The 16627-nt window shown below is 59.7% G+C and carries 18 protein-coding genes; 8 read left to right on the top strand and 10 right to left on the bottom strand.

All coding sequences use genetic code 11. The annotated features are described in order from the left end of the window. Positions 1-95: 95 nt before the first annotated feature. A complete protein-coding gene (locus tag ACKF11_RS04775; RefSeq protein WP_230342680.1) occupies positions 96-1139 on the bottom strand; it encodes a rod shape-determining protein in 1044 nt (347 codons plus the stop codon). 120 nt (positions 1140-1259) lie between these two features. Between ACKF11_RS04775 and gatC the strand changes: the two genes are divergently transcribed. The 3 genes from gatC to gatB are packed head-to-tail and all read left to right on the top strand — an operon-like array spanning position 1260 to position 4461. Further along, positions 1260-1547: an Asp-tRNA(Asn)/Glu-tRNA(Gln) amidotransferase subunit GatC gene (gene gatC / locus ACKF11_RS04770; RefSeq protein ID WP_407996158.1), complete on the top strand. Its 288-nt coding sequence runs from the start codon at positions 1260-1262 to the stop codon at positions 1545-1547. 8 nt (positions 1548-1555) lie between these two features. Further along, the gene (gene gatA / locus ACKF11_RS04765; RefSeq protein WP_407996157.1) at positions 1556-3025 is read left to right on the top strand and encodes an Asp-tRNA(Asn)/Glu-tRNA(Gln) amidotransferase subunit GatA; all 1470 of its coding nucleotides are present in this window, start codon (positions 1556-1558) and stop codon (positions 3023-3025) included. After that, on the top strand, positions 3025-4461 hold the full coding sequence (gene gatB / locus ACKF11_RS04760) for an Asp-tRNA(Asn)/Glu-tRNA(Gln) amidotransferase subunit GatB (RefSeq protein WP_407996156.1): 1437 nt from the start codon (positions 3025-3027) through the stop codon (positions 4459-4461). The genes gatA and gatB overlap by 1 nt, the downstream gene beginning before the upstream one ends. Positions 4462-4473: 12 nt before the next feature. On the opposite strand, the gene ACKF11_RS04755 is transcribed toward gatB, so the two are convergent. The 3 genes from ACKF11_RS04755 to pyrE all read right to left on the bottom strand — a co-directional run bounded on the left by ACKF11_RS04755 (position 4474) and on the right by pyrE (position 6491). Further along, entirely contained in the window at positions 4474-5112 is a 639-nt protein-coding gene (locus ACKF11_RS04755) for a DUF4124 domain-containing protein (protein ID WP_309565731.1), read from the bottom strand. 96 nt (positions 5113-5208) lie between these two features. Beyond that, the gene (locus tag ACKF11_RS04750; RefSeq protein ID WP_407996155.1) at positions 5209-5718 is read right to left on the bottom strand and encodes a DNA-deoxyinosine glycosylase; all 510 of its coding nucleotides are present in this window, start codon (positions 5716-5718) and stop codon (positions 5209-5211) included. A 131-nt stretch (positions 5719-5849) separates the two neighbouring features. After that, positions 5850-6491: an orotate phosphoribosyltransferase gene (gene pyrE / locus ACKF11_RS04745; protein ID WP_407996154.1), complete on the bottom strand. Its 642-nt coding sequence runs from the start codon at positions 6489-6491 to the stop codon at positions 5850-5852. Positions 6492-6515: 24 nt separating this feature from the next. Between pyrE and ACKF11_RS04740 the strand changes: the two genes are divergently transcribed. Genes ACKF11_RS04740 through ACKF11_RS04730 form a run of 3 tightly spaced genes read left to right on the top strand, consistent with a single transcriptional unit; the run spans position 6516 to position 9202 of the window. Beyond that, on the top strand, positions 6516-7286 hold the full coding sequence (locus ACKF11_RS04740) for an exodeoxyribonuclease III (RefSeq protein WP_407996153.1): 771 nt from the start codon (positions 6516-6518) through the stop codon (positions 7284-7286). A gap of 22 nt (positions 7287-7308) precedes the next feature. After that, positions 7309-8544, top strand: a complete 1236-nt coding sequence (locus ACKF11_RS04735) for an AmpG family muropeptide MFS transporter (RefSeq protein ID WP_407996152.1) — start codon at positions 7309-7311, stop codon at positions 8542-8544. Beyond that, positions 8537-9202 (top strand): sulfite exporter TauE/SafE family protein, encoded by a 666-nt coding sequence (locus ACKF11_RS04730; RefSeq protein ID WP_407996151.1) that lies wholly within the window; start codon positions 8537-8539, stop codon positions 9200-9202. Before ACKF11_RS04735 ends, ACKF11_RS04730 begins: the two co-directional genes overlap by 8 nt. A 22-nt stretch (positions 9203-9224) precedes the next feature. On the opposite strand, the gene metW is transcribed toward ACKF11_RS04730, so the two are convergent. Both metW and metX read right to left on the bottom strand, forming a co-directional pair. Further along, positions 9225-9854, bottom strand: coding sequence for a methionine biosynthesis protein MetW (metW, locus tag ACKF11_RS04725; RefSeq protein ID WP_309565725.1), 630 nt, complete (start codon positions 9852-9854; stop codon positions 9225-9227). Then, a complete protein-coding gene (metX, locus tag ACKF11_RS04720) occupies positions 9851-10990 on the bottom strand; it encodes a homoserine O-succinyltransferase MetX (protein ID WP_407996150.1) in 1140 nt (379 codons plus the stop codon). Before metX ends, metW begins: the two co-directional genes overlap by 4 nt. Positions 10991-11012: 22 nt before the next feature. On the opposite strand from metX, the gene ACKF11_RS04715 reads away from it, so the two are divergent. Both ACKF11_RS04715 and ACKF11_RS04710 read left to right on the top strand, forming a co-directional pair. Beyond that, on the top strand, positions 11013-11588 hold the full coding sequence (locus ACKF11_RS04715) for a gamma carbonic anhydrase family protein (protein WP_407996149.1): 576 nt from the start codon (positions 11013-11015) through the stop codon (positions 11586-11588). A 224-nt stretch (positions 11589-11812) separates the two neighbouring features. Then, on the top strand, positions 11813-12730 hold the full coding sequence (locus ACKF11_RS04710; RefSeq protein WP_407996148.1) for a DMT family transporter: 918 nt from the start codon (positions 11813-11815) through the stop codon (positions 12728-12730). A gap of 10 nt (positions 12731-12740) precedes the next feature. Here the strand turns inward: ACKF11_RS04710 and prmC are convergent, their stop codons facing one another. From prmC to hemA, 4 genes are read right to left on the bottom strand one after another with little or no spacing between them, the layout of a single operon-like run. Continuing rightward, entirely contained in the window at positions 12741-13595 is an 855-nt protein-coding gene (gene prmC, locus ACKF11_RS04705; RefSeq protein WP_407996147.1) for a peptide chain release factor N(5)-glutamine methyltransferase, read from the bottom strand. Positions 13596-13606: 11 nt separating this feature from the next. After that, positions 13607-14038 carry a DUF2127 domain-containing protein gene (locus ACKF11_RS04700; protein ID WP_407996146.1) on the bottom strand — a complete coding sequence of 144 codons (432 nt, stop codon included), beginning with the start codon at positions 14036-14038 and terminating at the stop codon, positions 13607-13609. Positions 14039-14042: 4 nt separating this feature from the next. Further along, positions 14043-15125, bottom strand: coding sequence for a peptide chain release factor 1 (prfA, locus tag ACKF11_RS04695; protein ID WP_407993270.1), 1083 nt, complete (start codon positions 15123-15125; stop codon positions 14043-14045). A 44-nt stretch (positions 15126-15169) separates the two neighbouring features. After that, on the bottom strand, positions 15170-16414 hold the full coding sequence (hemA, locus tag ACKF11_RS04690; RefSeq protein WP_407996145.1) for a glutamyl-tRNA reductase: 1245 nt from the start codon (positions 16412-16414) through the stop codon (positions 15170-15172). Positions 16415-16627: the final 213 nt, after the last annotated feature.

Genomic DNA, 16627 nt, shown 5'->3' with positions numbered 1-16627 from the left:
AGTGTGCTAGTGGTGTTCCGGAACCTGCGAAGCTCCTGATGATAAAAAACAGGCCATCGTGACATGGCCTGATTCTGTTCTCATGATAACGCAATTTACTCGTAGGCAAACACATTGCCCAGCTTGTCCATTTCTTCCAGCGCACGGCCACAGCCGCGGGCGACACAGCTCAATGGGTCTTCCGCCACGATCACCGGAAGGCCGGTTTCTTCCAGCAGCAGGCGGTCGAGGTCGCGCAGCAATGCGCCGCCGCCGGTCAGCACCATGCCCTTTTCGGCGATGTCGGCGCCGAGCTCAGGCGGCGTTTGCTCCAATGCCGACTTCACTGCGCCGACAATCGCGTTGAGCGGTTCGGTCAATGCCTCGAGGATTTCATTGCTGGAGATGGTGAATTTGCGCGGCAGACCTTCAGCCAGGTTGCGGCCGGTCACTTCCAGCTCAAGCACCTCGGAGCCTGGGAATGCGGAGCCGATCTGCTTCTTGATCAATTCCGCAGTAGGTTCGGAAATCTGCATGCCGTAATTGCGGCGGATGTAGTCGATGATGGCCTGGTCGAACTTGTCGCCGCCGACGCGCTCGGATTTCGCATAGACAATGCCGCCCAGCGAGATCACGCCGACCTCGGTGGTGCCGCCGCCGATGTCCACCACCATGGAGCCTGTCGCTTCCGCGACTGGCATGTTGGCGCCGATCGCCGCGGCCATCGGTTCCTCGATCAGGTAAACCTGGCGCGCGCCGGCCATCTCGGCAGATTCCTTGATCGCGCGGCGCTCCACTTGGGTGGAGCCAACGGGAACACAGATAATGATGCGGGGATTGGGGCTGAACAGGCGGGATTCGTGAATCTTGCGGATAAAGTACTTGAGCATCTGCTCGGTAATGGTGAAATCGGCAATCACGCCATCCTTCATTGGGCGGATCGCCGTGATGTTGGCCGGCGCGCGGCCCAGCATGCGCTTGGCTTCCAGGCCGACCGCCAGCAGGGTTTTCTTGCCGGTGGGGCCGCCTTCCTGGCGAATCGCCACCACGGATGGCTCGTCGAGGACGATACCCTTGCCACGTACGTAAATCAGGGTGTTTGCTGTGCCAAGGTCAATGGCGAGATCGTTGGAAAAGTAACTGTTTAAAAGACCGAACATTATTTGTATCCTGACGAGCTGCCGCAGGCTGTGTGGGCCTTATGTTGCGGCTGAAGATGTGCGTAAAATCAAGGTATAATACCTGATATCTCCTAGAAATTTAAGATTTGGATTGGATAAATGTCACTCAACACACATGACGTCAAAAGGATCGCGCACCTGGCGCGGATCGCCGTCAGCGAGGAAGAGGCCGAAGCGACCCTGGTCAAGCTTTCCGGAATTCTTGGCCTGATCGAGGAAATGCAGGCGGTGGATACCAGCGGCATCGCCCCCATGTCGCATTCCCAGGACGTGACCCAGCGCCTGCGCGAGGACATGGTCACCGAAAGCGACCAGCGAGAATTGCTGCAATCCATCGCACCTGCCGTCGAGCACGGCCTTTACCTCGTTCCCAAAGTCATCGAATAAGTCCTGTCATGATCAATCATAGTTTGAAGCACCTGGCCGGCATGCTGGCCAGCAGGGAGATTTCCAGCGTCGAGCTGACGCAGGAATACCTCAACCGCATCGCGCGTCTCAACCCCGAGATCAATGCCTATATCACAGTCAATCCCGAGTTGAGCCTGGCCCAGGCCAAGGCGGCCGACCAGCGTATCGCCCATGGCGACGCAGGTCCGTTGACCGGCATCCCGGTCGCGCAGAAAGACATTTTCTGTGCCAAGGGCTGGAAGACCACCTGTGGCTCCAAGATGCTGGAAACCTTTATTGCCCCTTACGACGCAGGCGTCGTCGAGCGCTTCAATGCCGCCGGCGCCGTCAACCTGGGCAAGACCAATATGGACGAGTTCGCGATGGGTTCTTCCAACGAGACTTCCTATTTCGGCAAGGTGCAGAACCCGTGGGACAGGACGCGGGTCCCGGGCGGCAGTTCTGGCGGCAGCGCGGCTGCGGTGGCGGCGCGCCTCTGCGCTGCGGCGACAGGTACGGATACCGGCGGCTCGATTCGCCAGCCCGCGTCATTGTGCGGCCTTTCCGGCCTCAAGCCTACCTACGGCCTGGCTTCCCGCTACGGCATGATCGCGTTTGCCTCCAGCCTGGACCAGGCCGGCCCCATGGCGCATTCGTCCGAGGACATGGCGCTGATGATGAATGTGATGACCGGTTTCGACGAGCGGGATTCCACCAGCCTGCAGCGCGAGAAGGAAGACTATACCCGCGAGCTGGGCAAGTCGCTGGCAGGCCTCAGGATAGGCTTGCCCAAGGAATATTTCGCGGAAGGCCTGGACGCCGGCGTGGCGAAGGTGATCGAGGCGGCGGTGGACGAATACCGCAAGCTGGGCGCGGAGATCGTCGAGGTCAGCCTACCCAATACCATGCTGTCCATCCCTGTCTATTACGTGCTCGCACCGGCCGAGGCCTCCAGCAACCTGTCGCGCTATGACGGCGTGCGTTTCGGCCACCGTGCCGCCGAGTACGACGACCTCATGGACATGTACTGCAAGAGCCGCGCGGAAGGCTTTGGCGCGGAGGTGAAGCGCCGCATCCTGATCGGCACTTATGTGCTGAGCGCGGGCTACTACGATGCCTACTACCTCAAGGCGCAGCAGATCCGCCGGCTGATCGCCGAGGATTTTGCGCGCGCCTTCGAGCAATGCGACCTGATCCTGGGCCCGACGGCGCCTTCCACCGCGTTCAAGTCCGGCGAGAAGGCGGATGACCCGGTCGCGATGTACCTGCAGGATATCTACACCATCGCCGTCAACCTCGCCGGGTTGCCGGGCATGAGCATCCCTGCCGGTTTTGCGCCTGCTGCAGACGGCACGGAGCTGCCCGTGGGCCTGCAGATCATCGGCAACTATTTCGACGAAGCGCGCATGCTCAATGTCGGGCATGCCTATCAACAAGTCACAGACTGGCACATCCGCATGCCGGAAGGAATTGCATAATGAGTAGTTGGGAAGTCGTCATCGGGCTGGAGACGCACGTCCAGCTCAATACCAAATCCAAGATTTTCTCCGGCAGCAGCACTGCGTTCGGCGCGGAGCCCAATACCCAGGCCAACGTGGTCGACATCGCCTTGCCCGGCGTATTGCCCGTGCTCAACAGGGAGGCCGTGCAATGCGCCATCCGCTTCGGCCTGGCGGTGAATGCCGAGATTGCGCCGCGTTCGGTGTTTGCGCGCAAGAATTACTTCTACCCCGACCTGCCCAAGGGCTACCAGATCAGCCAGTATGAACTGCCGGTGGTCGGCAAGGGTTCGCTGACGATCCAGATCGGCGATAGCGAGAAAACCGTCAACATCACGCGTGCCCATCTTGAGGAAGACGCAGGCAAGTCCGTGCATGGCGCGAGCCCGGGTCAATCCGGCATTGACCTCAACCGTGCGGGGACGCCCTTGCTGGAAATCGTCACCGAGCCGGACATGCGCTCCGCCGCCGAGGCCGTGGCCTACGCGCGCAAGCTGCATGAACTGGTGCAGTGGATCAATATCTGCGACGGCAATATGCAGGAAGGCAGTTTCCGCTGCGATGTCAACGTTTCCGTGCGCCGCAAGGGAGAGGGAAAGTTAGGCACGCGCCGCGAGATCAAGAACCTCAACTCCTTCCGCTTCATGCAGCAGGCGATCGAATACGAAACCCGCTGGCAGATCGAAACGCTGGAAGACGGCGGCAAGATCGAGCAGGCGACGGTGCTGTTCAACCCCGATACCGGCGAGACCCGCGCCATGCGCAGCAAGGAAGAAGCCAACGACTACCGATATTTCCCCGATCCCGACCTGTTGCCGTTGGCGATCTCGGCTGAAGACATCGACGCCATCCGCGGTACCTTGCCTGAATTGCCATCGGCAATGAAGGCGCGCTTCGAGCGCGACCACGGCTTGTCGGCCTACGATGCCTCTGCACTGACCGCTTCGCGCGGCGTGGCGGATTACTTCACTGCGGCATTGACCGAGTTCGGCGGCGAAGCCAAGCTGGTAGCCAACTGGGTGATGGGCGGCGTGAGCGCCAAGCTGAACGAAGAAGGCCGCGAGATTGCCGATGCGCCCGTATCGCCGGTCCTGCTTGCAGGCTTGCTGAAGCGGATTGCCGATAACACCATCTCCAGCAAGATCGCCAAGGATGTATTCGAGGCGATGTGGGCAGGCGAAGGCGACGCGGACACCATCATCGAGCGCAAGGGCCTGAAGCAGGTGACCGATAGCGGCGCGATCGAGGTCATCGTGGACGAGGTGCTGGCCGCCAATGCCGCCATGGTGGAAGAATTCCGCGCCGGCAAGGAAAAGGCGTTCAACGCCTTGGTGGGCCAAACCATGAAGGCTTCCAAGGGCAAGGCGAACCCTGCCCAGGTCAATGAAATCCTCAAGCGCAAGCTCGCAGGCTAACGCAATCTAGGTTTAGTGTGCCGTGCTGGCGCCCTCGCCAGCCGGCACGCCTGTCTTCAATTCAATAAAACGCTTCTTGTCGTTTTCGAAGCGCAAGCGCATGGTCTCCATATGGTGTTTGCGCTCTGCGATTTGCTCATCTATCTTGCCGATGTCGAGCAAGGCGCCCTTGAAATCCTTCTTGAAGTCCTTCGGCACCGGCTGGCCGCGCTTGATGTAGCCAGCTTCTAGATTCTTGAGTTCCTGCAGGCGCGCCGTGACGCTGAGCTTGCGCTGTTCCAGTCCTTCCAGCATGGCCTGGTCCATTTGCAGGTTGCGGTCGCGGGCGAGGTCGATCTCGTGTTCCGAGCTGTAGACTGCCTGCAAGGTCCTGTCCCGCCTGGCTTGTTCGCTATCTTTACCGGGGGTGTCTGATGCTGCGCTGTTTGCCGTGTCGGTTTGCGGCATGCCGCGCGGGCTGATATTGCTTTCCTTGCCTGAATATTGCGGTGGCAGGGTATCTCCATAATGGGTAGTGCCTTGCTCGTCCACCCACTTCATGATCTTGCCGCTAGGCTGCTTGGATTCCGTAGCTGCCCATACTGTGCTGGCGTTCAGCGTCAATAGCAGGTATGCCATGACATTCGCAGGCAGATGCAATCTGCGTATCATGCCTTTCCTCCTTTGTGGAATGATCGTGATTATTTTTTGCTAACTATCGCATGATTTTGCGCCGGATTATACCCTTTGCCAAAACATGGGAATTCTTCAGTCGGCGATCACGGCAGTGATCTGCTGCCACTGCGCAAGCTTGTGTTCCTTCTTGATCGAGGCATTGGCAGGGCTGGTGGAAGGCAGCCTGTGGTAATGCAGGTGGGCCGGAATTATTTGCCGCTTGAGCACATGGCGGCGAAACGCCTGCTCGGCCTTGCTGCCGTTGAAGAAAATATGGCGGATATGCGGAAATTGCGCGAACAGGGCGCTGAAATCATTGGCGACGATGGAGGCTTCCTCGATGTCGCCGTCCAGGCTGCTGACGCGTATGCATTCCTTGAGCACATCCCATATGCCGATATGCTGCTGGTTCAGCAGCCGCAGCCTTTCCTGGTATGCGGTCTCGGCTGGAATGTTGAAAATGTGGTTGATGAACGGCCAGAACAGGTTCTGCGGATGGGCGTAGTAAGCCTGCATTTCCAGTGACCGCTTGCCGGGCATGGAGCCCAGTATCAATACCCGGCAAGGTGGGGTGACGGCTGGAGGGAAGCTATGAACCAGCATGTGCCGCCGAGGCTTTACTTAGAGTGGTTAACAAACCCAGCGCAGCGGTCCTGGCTAGGCGCGCTGCCGCAGGCAGTACAAGTCGTACGGCAAGGCAGCGTAACAACGCCAGGAGAGTTTTGTTAGCTGCGCTATTCAACACCATATGCGCTGCGGTATGCGGCAATGGCAGGGCGGTATGCTGCCAACTCGCTGCTTTGGTCCAGGTACTCGATCAGGTCACGCAGGTTGGCGATGCTGATCACGGGCAATTGGTGCTGCTGCTCGACTTCCTGCACGGCTGATAGCGCGCCCAGGCCGCGCTCCTGGCGGTCGAGCGCAATCGCGACGCCGCACGGCGTGGCGCCACTGGCGGTGATGATATTGACCGATTCGCGCACCGAGGTGCCGGCCGAGATCACATCGTCCACAATCAGCACCCTGCCTTGCAGGGAAGCGCCTACAATGGTGCCGCCTTCGCCATGGTCCTTGGCTTCCTTGCGGTTGAAGGCATAAGGCACGTTGCGGCCTTGCCTTGCCAGAGCGATCACGATGCTGGCAGCCAGGGTGATGCCCTTGTAGGCCGGCCCGAACAGCATGTCGAACTGCACGCCGGAGCGCACGATGGCGGCGGCGTAGAATTCGCCCAGGCGCATCAGGCTTTCGCCGTCGTTGAACAGGCCCGCATTGAAGAAGTAGGGGCTGAGACGTCCGGCCTTGGTGGTGAACTCGCCGAAACGTAATACCTGCTTTTGGATGGCGAATTGGATAAAATCTTGCGTTGAATCTGACATGATGAGTGAAGAAAGGTTGTAGTGTTGCGTATTATATCCCTGAATCTCAATGGCATCCGTTCCGCTGCCAGCAAAGGCTTTTATCCGTGGATGCAGCAACAGCAGGCCGATATCGTCTGCTTGCAGGAGCTGAAGGCGCAGGAAGCCGACATGACGGCGGAAATGCTGCAACCCGAAGGTTATTACGGCTATTTCCATTACGCCGACAAGAAAGGATACAGCGGTGTGGGCATTTACTCGCGGCAGAAGGCCGATGCGGTGATCGTGGGCCTGGGCATTGCCGATATCGATAGCGAAGGCCGCTACCTGGAGGCGCGCTACGGCAACCTGAGCGTAGTGTCGCTTTACCTGCCTTCCGGTTCCAGCGGGGAAGAGCGGCAGGCATTCAAGTTCAGCGTCATGGAGCGATTCATGCCGCACCTCGAGTCATTGATCCGCGATGGCCGCGACGTCGTCATCTGCGGCGATTGGAATATCGCCCACCAGGAGGCCGATCTCAAGAATTGGCGCGGCAACCGCAAGAACTCTGGCTTCCTGCCGGAAGAGCGCGCCTGGCTCACGGATTTGTTCGGCCGCATCGGCTGGGTGGATGTTTACCGCTTGCTGCATCCGGATACCACCGATGCCTGCTACACCTGGTGGAGCAACCGCGGGCAGGCATGGGCGAAGAATGTCGGGTGGCGTATCGATTACCAAGTAGCGACGCCGGCATTGGCGGCCCGGGCGGTAAGCGCCTCGATATACAAGGATGCGCGCTTCAGCGACCATGCGCCGCTTACTGTTGATTACCGGTAGTCACGACAAGTCAGGATACAAAATGATCAAGCAAGGCTGGGGGGCTACCCTCAAGGCCGTGGTAAGCGGGCGCATGCTGGTGGCGCTGATGATGGGGTTCGCGTCGGGATTGCCCCTGCTCCTGACCGGTTCCACCATGCAGGCCTGGCTCAAGGAGTCAGGCGTCGATCTCGCCATGATAGGCGCAGCGGCGATGATAGGCCTGCCGTATACGCTCAAGTTCCTATGGGCGCCGCTGTTCGACCGTTACACCATCCCGCTGTTCGGGCGGCGGCGCGGCTGGCTGGCTCTGAGTCAATTGGCGTTGGTGTTCGCCTTGCTGGCCTTGAGTATGAGCGACCCGGCCAGCAGCTTGTGGGGCGTGGCGCTCGCTGCATTGCTGGTGACCTTTTTCTCGGCGTCGCAGGATATCGTCATTGATGCCTATCGCCGTGAAAGCCTGTCGGACCAGGAGCTGGGCCTGGGTTCCGCCATGTTCGTCAACGGCTACCGCGTCGGCATGCTGCTCGCGGGCGGCGGCGGCCTGATCCTCGCCGACCTGCTGACGTTCCCCAAGATGTACCAGCTGATGGCCCTGTTCATGGGCTTGTGCATCCTGGTGACGCTGTTCTCGCCCGAGCCCAGAGAGGCGGCAGGCAGCCCACGCACCTTGCGCGAAGCCGTGGTGGAGCCGTTCCTGGAATTCTTCAAGCGGCCAGAGGCCATCACCATCCTGGCCTTCATCCTGCTCTACAAGCTGGGCGATACCCTGGCTTCTGCCATCAATGTGCCGTTCTATCTCGACCTGGGTTTCAGCAAGAGCGAGATCGGCGCTATCGCCAAACTGTTCGGCTTCTGGGCTACGCTGATAGGCGGCACCCTGGGCGGCATCTGGATATTGCGCATCGGCCTGTATCGTTCCCTCTGGCTGTTCGGCTTCCTGCAAATGGCATCGACTTTCGGCTTTGTGCTGCTGGCGCAGGTGGGATACAACCTGCCCATGCTGACCGGCGTCATCGCGGTGGAAAACTTTACCGGCGGCCTGGGCACCGCTGCTTTCGTTGGCTTCATGGGCGCCATGACCGACAGGCGATTCACGGCAACCCAGTATGCCTTGCTGTCCAGCCTCATGGGCGTGCCGCGCGTGATTCTCTCCACGCCGACGGGATGGATGGCGGGGGAAATGGGCTGGACCATGTTCTTCCTCTTGTGCACCGTGCTTGCCATACCCGGTTTGCTCATGATCCGGCGCTTCAGGGGCTGGGAGCCGCATGCCTGAACTCAGCCTCTTCGCTGCCCTGCTGGTCGGCCTGTTGGGCGGCGGGCATTGCGCGGGCATGTGCGGCGGCATCGTGGGTGCGGTAAGTATGAGCATGCCGGGCAGCCGCCCGCAATGGCGCTTGCTGCTGGCCTATAACCTCGGGCGCATCGGCAGCTACGGCGTCGCCGGGGCGATTGCCGGGGCCGTAGGGGCCAGCAGTTTCTTTCTGCAACACCTCCTGCCGGTCGGCAAGGTGCTGTATGCACTGGCGAATATCATATTGATTTTGCTGGGCCTGTACCTTGCCAATCTCTGGCATGGCGTGATTGCCTTGGAGCGTATTGGCGCGGTGTTGTGGAAGCGGCTGCAGCCGTTCAGCAAGCGTTGGCTGCCGGTACGCAATATTGCCCAGGCGGGCATGCTGGGCGCGATCTGGGGCTGGCTGCCTTGCGGACTCGTCTATAGCGTGCTGATTGCCGCTCTGGCGACAGGCAGTCCGGTGCAAGGCGGATTGCTGATGCTGGCTTTTGGGATGGGAACATTGCCCACCCTGCTGGCGATGGGCATGGCTGCAGTGCGCCTAAAGGCGTGGTTGCAGCAGCTATGGATCCGGCGTATCAGTGGGCTGACCGTGTTGTTGTTTGGCGTGCTTGGCTTGGTGCGTCTCTGGTTTTGAATCTGTAACTCAGGATTGGGATTCAATAACTAATCGGCCAGCCAGCCTGTTCAAAACGGTAGATGGCCAGGCTGCCCAGCAGGTTGGGCATGAAGCTGACGGTATCGCCTTCGTTGATGACAATACGGTCGGTGATGCGGATATTCATCTTCGCGCACAGCGCCTCGAAGTCGTCGATGGTGCACAGGTGGAGGTTGGGTGTGTTGTACCACTGGTGCGGGATATTGTCCGATACCGGCATATGTCCCGCCATGAGCTGGATGCGGTGGCGCCAGTAGCCGAAATTGGGGAAGGTGATGATGCCCTGCTTGCCCACGCGCAGCATTTCGCGCAGCACGCCCTCGGTGTTGACCATGGCCTGCAGGGTCTGGGATAGGATGACGTAGTCGAACGACAGGGAGTCAAAGCCCGCCAGTCCGGCTTCAAGGTCCATCTGGATCACATTCACGCCATGCCCGATGCAGGCGAGCACGTTATTGTCGTCCTTGTCCACGCCGTAGCCCTTGACTTCAAGCTTCTCGCGCAGGAAGGACAATAGGGAACCGTTGCCGCAACCCAGGTCTAGTACCTTGGACTGGGGCTGTATCCATTTTGCGATTAACGCAAAGTCATGACGATTTTCTGCTTCTCTCACAATTTCCGTTGTACTCATGAGCTGGCTCCTGTATCGATTTTGGCGAGATAGGCGCGCAGAATCTGGTGGTAGTGCGGGTCGGGCATCAGGAATGCGTCATGCCCATGCGCGGCGGTGACTTCCGCATAGCTGACGCTCAATTCGTTGTCCAGCAGGGCCTTGACGATCTCGCGCGAACGGGCAGGCGAGAAGCGCCAGTCACTGGTGAACGACACGACCAGGAAGTCCGCCTTGGCCTTGGCGAGCGCCAGACTGAGGTCGCCGCCATGCGCAAAGGCCGGGTCGAAGTAATCGAGCGCCTTGGTCATGCGCAGGTAGCTGTTGGCGTCGAACGCGGTGGCAAACTTGTCGCCCTGGTAGCGCAGGTAGGATTCCATCTCGAACTCTACCTCGAAGTTGTACTTCAGGCTGCCATTGCGTAGCTTGCGGCCGAATTTTGCGCCCATGGCATCATCGGAAAGATAGGTGATGTGGCCGAGCATGCGTGCAATACGCAGGCCGCGATTGGGCACCACGTTGTGTTCGTAATAATCGCCGTTATGGAATTCTGGGTCGGTCATGATGGCCTGGCGCGCGACCTCGTTGAAAGCCACGTTCTGCGCCGTGAGGTTGGGGGCGGAGGCGATTACCAGCGCATGGCGTACGCGCTCGGGGAAATCCAGCGTCCATTGCATGGCCTGCATCCCGCCCAGGCTGCCGCCGACGACGGCGGCCAGCTGCGTAATGCCGAGCTGGTCGAGCAGCAGGGCTTGCGACTTGACCCAGTCCTCTACCGTCAGCATGGGAAATTTCGAGCCCCATGGCTTGCCGGTGGCCGGGTTGATGCTAGCCGGGCCGGTGCTGCCGTGGCATCCGCCCAGGTTGTTGAGCGCAATGACGAAGAACTTGTTGGTATCCAGCGGCCGGCCGGGGCCGATGAGGTTATCCCACCACCCGGGGTGCTTGTCGTCTTCCTTGTGCTTGCCTGCCGCATGATGGTTGCCTGACAGCGCGTGGCAGATCAGCACGGCATTGGATTTGCTGCTGTTCAGTGTGCCGTAGGTTTCGTAGACGATGTCGAATGCGGGTAGCGCTTCGCCGCTTTTCAGGGTGAGCGGTTGCTGGAAATGGGCGGTTTGCGGGGCGACGATGCCGACGGATGAAGAATCTTGCATGGATGGGATTATACTATGGCTTATGTCAGCCTATCATACCCCGCAAGCGGGTTCTGTGCTTGCCGCTTATCAGGGCATCTCGCCGCAAATCGGGAGGGAGGTTTACATCCATCCTTCTGCCGTGATCATTGGGGATGTGGCGTTGGGCGACCATGCCTCGGTATGGCCGGGCACCGTGGTTCGCGGCGACGTCAACCATATCCGCATCGGCGAGGGCAGCAATATCCAGGACGGCTCCATCCTCCATGTCAGCCATAAATCCAGCTGGGAGCCGGAGGGCTGCCCCTTGGTCGTGGGGGCCAATGTGACGGTGGGGCACAAGGTGATCCTGCATGGTTGCACGCTGGAGGACGAATGCCTGATCGGCATGGGCAGCGTCGTCATGGACAAGGTTGTCGTACAAAAGCACGTATTGCTCGGCGCAGGCAGCCTGGTGCCGGAAGGCAAGGTGCTGGAAAGCGGATTCCTCTACCTGGGCAGCCCGGCGAAAAAGATCAGGCCGCTGACGGAAAAGGAAATCGCCCATTTCATGTATTCGGCCCAGCATTACATGCGCCTGAAGCAGCATTACCTGATGGCTGCCGGCAATGCGCTGTAGACAGCAGCTCTGCCATCGCCTAAAGTAGCAAGCATCATGAATGCCTTCAATCTTCTGCTGATTCTGCGACTGTGGCGGCTGCCTGCCATTGCCCGGCGCGTCGGATCATTACATTGAGTTGTTGATCTTCAGATTGCGATGCGGGCCTTGTCCCGTTGTTGCCGTCTTCCCGTGACAAGGCCTGTGTTTTTAGATGATTGGTACAGGTTCTTCTGGTTTTCCTTATGCATCCGTTTCTTGCAAAATTCTTTTCCTCGCGTCAGCAGGCATTGGGCGTGTTGTTTGCGTTGGTGTCGGCGATCGGTTTTTCTGCCAAGGCGATTTTCGTCAAGCTGGCCTATGTCGAGCCTGTCGATGCGGTGACGCTGCTGGCCTTGCGCATGGCATTCTCCGTGCCGTTCTTCATCGTTGCCATGTTCTACGGGCAGGAAAAAGCAGCAGCGATGCAGGGGCGCGATTGGCTTGCGGTGCTGGTATTGGGCTTCGTCGGCTATTATCTCGCGAGCTTCCTGGACTTTCTCGGCCTGCAATACATCGGCGCCGGTCTGGAGCGCCTGATCCTGTTCCTCTATCCGACCATGGTGGTGCTCATCAGCGCGCTCGTGTTTCGCGAGCGTATCGGCAGGACGGTGATGGTTGCGCTCTTGCTGAGCTATGCCGGCATTGTGCTGGTGTTCGTGCATGATTTCAGCCTGAATGGCGATGGCCTGTTCCTGGGCGGCAGCTTGGTGTTTGCCAGCGCGTTCGCCTATGCGGTCTACCTGGTCGGAGCTGGGCATACCATTGCCCGCATCGGGGCCATGCGTTTCACGGCCTATGCAATGACGGTGGCTTGCCTGGCCTGCATAGTCCAGTTCCTGCTGACGCATCCATTAGATGCGTTGCGGCAATCAGGCCGGGTTTACGTCTTGACGGCGAATATGGCGATTTTTTCCACCGTGTTGCCGGCATTTGCCTTGGCGGCCGCCATGAAGCGGATAGGCTCGATGCAGACATCGATGATAGGCGCGCTTGGGCCGGTGGCGACGATTTACCTGGCATATGTCTTCCTCGGCGAGCAATTGTCGCTGATCCAGTTGCTGGGGTCGGCGCTGGTGCTGGTCGGGGTGATGATGATCAGCCTGCGCAAGCGCAAGGCTTGAAAAAAAGTTGTCAGGTTAGTTGGCCAAGCGTCACGCGGTCATGCCCGGCAAGGTCCTGCACAGTGTGTACATTGGCAAAATAGTGCCCGCTGAAAATCGATCGTACGGCTTCGCCTTGGTTGTAACCGTGCTCGATGATGAGCCAGCCTGAAGGTTTCAAGTGCATAGGCGCATGGGCAACAATCCTGCGGATGTCGTCCAGGCCATCCATGCCCGATGCCAGTGCTGTGATGGGTTCAAAGCGCAGGTCGCCTTGTTGTAAATGTGGGTCAGCGGTTTCGATATAGGGCGGATTGCTGACGATGAGGTTGAAGCGCTGGCCTTGCACGGCGCTGAACCAGTCGCTATGTAGCGCTGCGACATTGTGCGCGGATAATTGTCGGGCATTCTCCCTGGCAATGGCGAGGGCGGCTTCCGAATAATCTAGTATTGTGACCTTGGCGTGCGGCCGTTCGAGCGCCAGCGTAATGCCGATCGCCCCCGTGCCGGTGCCCATGTCGAGAATCTCGCATGCCTGGTCAGGCGGGATGCGGTCAAGGGCGGTTTCCACCAAGATTTCGGTATCGGGCCGCGGGATCAGGGTATCTGGCGTTACCGCGAAATCGCGGCCGTAGAATTCGCGCCTGCCCAGGATGTGGGCAACGGGCTCGCCCTGGATGCGCCGGGCAAGCAGGGATTCAAACCGGACGCGAAGCGCGTCTGTCACCGTGTCGTCGCCATGCGCAATCAGCCAGGCATGGTTTACACCGCCCAGGCTGTGCTGCATGAGGGCGCGGATTTCAATGCGCGCCTCAGTCTGGCCTAGGCCGCTGGCTTGCTGCAGGCGGTTGGCGGCGCAGGAGATGAGGCTCTTGAGCTTGGCCATGGCTGGGCTGGCTAGCGATGATGGCGCCAGAGAATGGCCACGATCACTATATTGGCGGCAAACACTCCGAACCCAAGCCAGCTGAAATGCGCGAGCAGTTCCAGTATCTCGAAGGGCAGGTAAAGGCCCGCGCTGGCTATGCCGAGGATAACGGCCCAGTGCCGGCCCAGCCATAAGCCGTAGGCTTCCAGCAGGCGGACGGCGGCATAGAATATGGCGCCGAATGCCAAGGCCATCAGCCTGGGCTCGGTGATATTGCCGGCCCAGTGCAACAGGATGCGCGGGTAATGGTTGGCAGGGTTGAGGTGCAAGTGGCGAACCAGGGTTTCCGCATACGCCTGCCAGTCCGTGTTGATGAAGCGGAACAAGGCGAGCGATGCACCCAATACCAATACCCCCTTGCTGGCCTCAAACAGGGCAATAGTACGCAGACTGGCGGCCATGAAATCAGGCGTCCTCGCCCAGGGTGGCGAGCAGGTCGGCCTGGTGTTCTGCCGCCAGGGCATTGATCAGTTCGTCCATGTCGCCTTCGGTGATGGCGTCGATCTTGTACAGCGTCAGGTTGATGCGGTGGTCGGTGATGCGGCCTTGCGGATAGTTGTAGGTACGTATGCGCTCACTGCGGTCGCCGGAACCGATCAGGCTGCGGCGCTCGCTCGCGATCTTGCTTTGCTGTTCGTCCACTTGCTTGGCCTTGATGCGGGCGGCAAGCACTTGCATCGCCTGGGCCTTGTTGGAGTGCTGGCTGCGGCCGTCCTGGCATTCCACTACGATGCCGGTGGGGAAGTGGGTGATGCGGACTGCGGAATCGGTCTTGTTGATGTGCTGTCCGCCCGCGCCCGAGGCGCGGAAAGTGTCGATACGGATGTCCGCCGGGTTGATGGTGACGTCGCTGACCTCGTCCACTTCCGGCAATACCGCCACGGTACAGGCTGAGGTGTGGATGCGGCCCTGGGTCTCGGTTTCCGGCACGCGTTGCACGCGGTGGCCGCCCGACTCGAACTTGAGCCTGGAGTATGCGCCGAGCCCCTCGATCTTGGCGATGATTTCCTTGTAGCCGCCCACTTCGGACTCGCTGGCGGATACGATCTCGACTTTCCAGCGCTGGCGTTCCGCGTAGCGTGAATACATGCGGAACAGGTCGCCCGCGAACAGGGCGGATTCATCGCCGCCGGTGCCGGCGCGGATTTCCAGGAAAATGTTGCGTTCGTCGTTGGGGTCCTTGGGCAGCAGGAGTTTTTGCAGCTCCTCGGCAATATCCTCGAGCCTCTGCTTGCCGGCTTCGAGCTCTTCCTGGGCGAACTCCTTCATCTCCGGGTCGGAGAGCATGGCCTGGGCTTCCTTGATGTCGTTGCCGGCTTGCTCGTAGGCGCGGAACTGTTCGACGATAGGCGTGATCTCGGCATGCTCGCGCGTGATCTTGCGGTAGTTGTCGATGTCGTTGGTCGCATCCTCGCTCGACAGCAGGCGGTTCAGTTCGTCCAGGCGCTCGCTCAAGGTGGCGAGCTTTTTAATCATTGAAGGTTTCATTGCTGGGAAAATTGGAACACTAAAGGTTGAATGTCAGGGTTGGATTAATGGTGAATCTGGTACAGCTGGCGCAGCATGGCTTCAAGTTGGTCGCGGTCTTCGCCGCTGACATTGTTGAGCGCGTGGCTGGGCCCGTGCAGCAGTTTGTTGGTGAGCGCGTTGCTCAATGCGTCCAGTACCTGCGCCGGGTCGTCCCCGCGGGCCAGCAGTTTGCGCGCTTTTTCCAGTTCGCTGAGGCGGTGGCGCTCTGCCTGCTCGCGCAATGCGCGGATGGTTGGCACTGCGCTGCGGGTTTTCAGCCATTGCATGAAATTGTCCACGCGCATGTCGATGATGGCCTCGGCTTCCGCTGCGGCTTCCTGGCGGTTCTCCATGCCTTCCTGCACCACTTGCGCGAGGTCGTCCACGGTGTAGAGGAACACGTCGTCGAGTTCGCCCGCTTCCGGTTCTATGTCGCGCGGGACCGCCAGGTCCACCATGAACATGGGTTTGTGCTTGCGGTTGCGGATGGCGCGTTCCACCATGCCCAGGCCAACGATGGGCAATTGGCTGGCGGTGGAAGTGATGACGATGTCGAATTCCGCCAGGCGGTCGGGCAGGTCGGCCAGCAGCATGCTGTTGCCGCCGATGCTGGCAGCGAGCTCCTGGCCGCGCTCCAGCGTGCGGTTGGCTACTGTCAGCGATAAAGGCCTATGGGCGGCAAAGTGCTCGGCGCAGAGCTCTATCATCTCGCCTGCGCCAATGAACAGCACGTGCTGGTTGTTGAGCGCGCCGAAAATGCGCTGCGCAAGACGGGTGCTGGCGGCGGCCAGCGAAACCGAATTGGCGCCGATATTGGTGTTAGTACGCACTTCCTTGGCAACCGAGAAGGTGCGCTGGAACAGCTTGTGCAGCAGGGTGCCCAGCGTGCCGGCGTTTTCCGCAATGCGGACCGCCTGCTTCATCTGGCCCAGGATCTGGGCTTCGCCCAGTACCATGGAGTCGAGTCCGGAGGCCACGCGGAAGGCGTGCTTGACGGCGTCTTCCTGGGGCAGGGTATACATGTAGGGAGCAATGGCCTGCGGTTGCAGCTGATGGTAACCCGCCAGCCATTCCAGGGCTTTTTGCGGGTTGTCGGTGTTGCAATAGAGTTCGGTGCGGTTGCAGGTAGACAGGATGGCCGCTTCGCGGATGCCGTAAGAGTTCAGGTCGCGCAACGCGCCTCCGAGATGCTCGTTCTGGAAAGCGACGTTCTCACGTATGGAAACTGGTGCGGTCGTGTGATTAACGCCGACTGTAAATAAATGCATCCTGCAATTTTCCTGTATCGCGGCAACTCGAGCAACAATTTCAAGCAATTAAGCTGATGCATTGCATGCCCGGCAGGCCGCTATCATACTCTCATTTGACGGCATTGAATGAAGCTGTTCATTAGCGGGCGAAATATTGGTGCCCGAATTTTCCTGTCGCCATGGTGCTGAAGCGCCTCGTATCCTAAGTATAAACCTGATTCCAGTATGGAT

Source organism: Methylobacillus draconifructus (assembly GCF_045984385.1).
GTDB classification, from domain to species: domain Bacteria; phylum Pseudomonadota; class Gammaproteobacteria; order Burkholderiales; family Methylophilaceae; genus Methylobacillus; species Methylobacillus flagellatus_A.
This window is presented reverse-complemented; position numbering and strand designations above follow the sequence as displayed.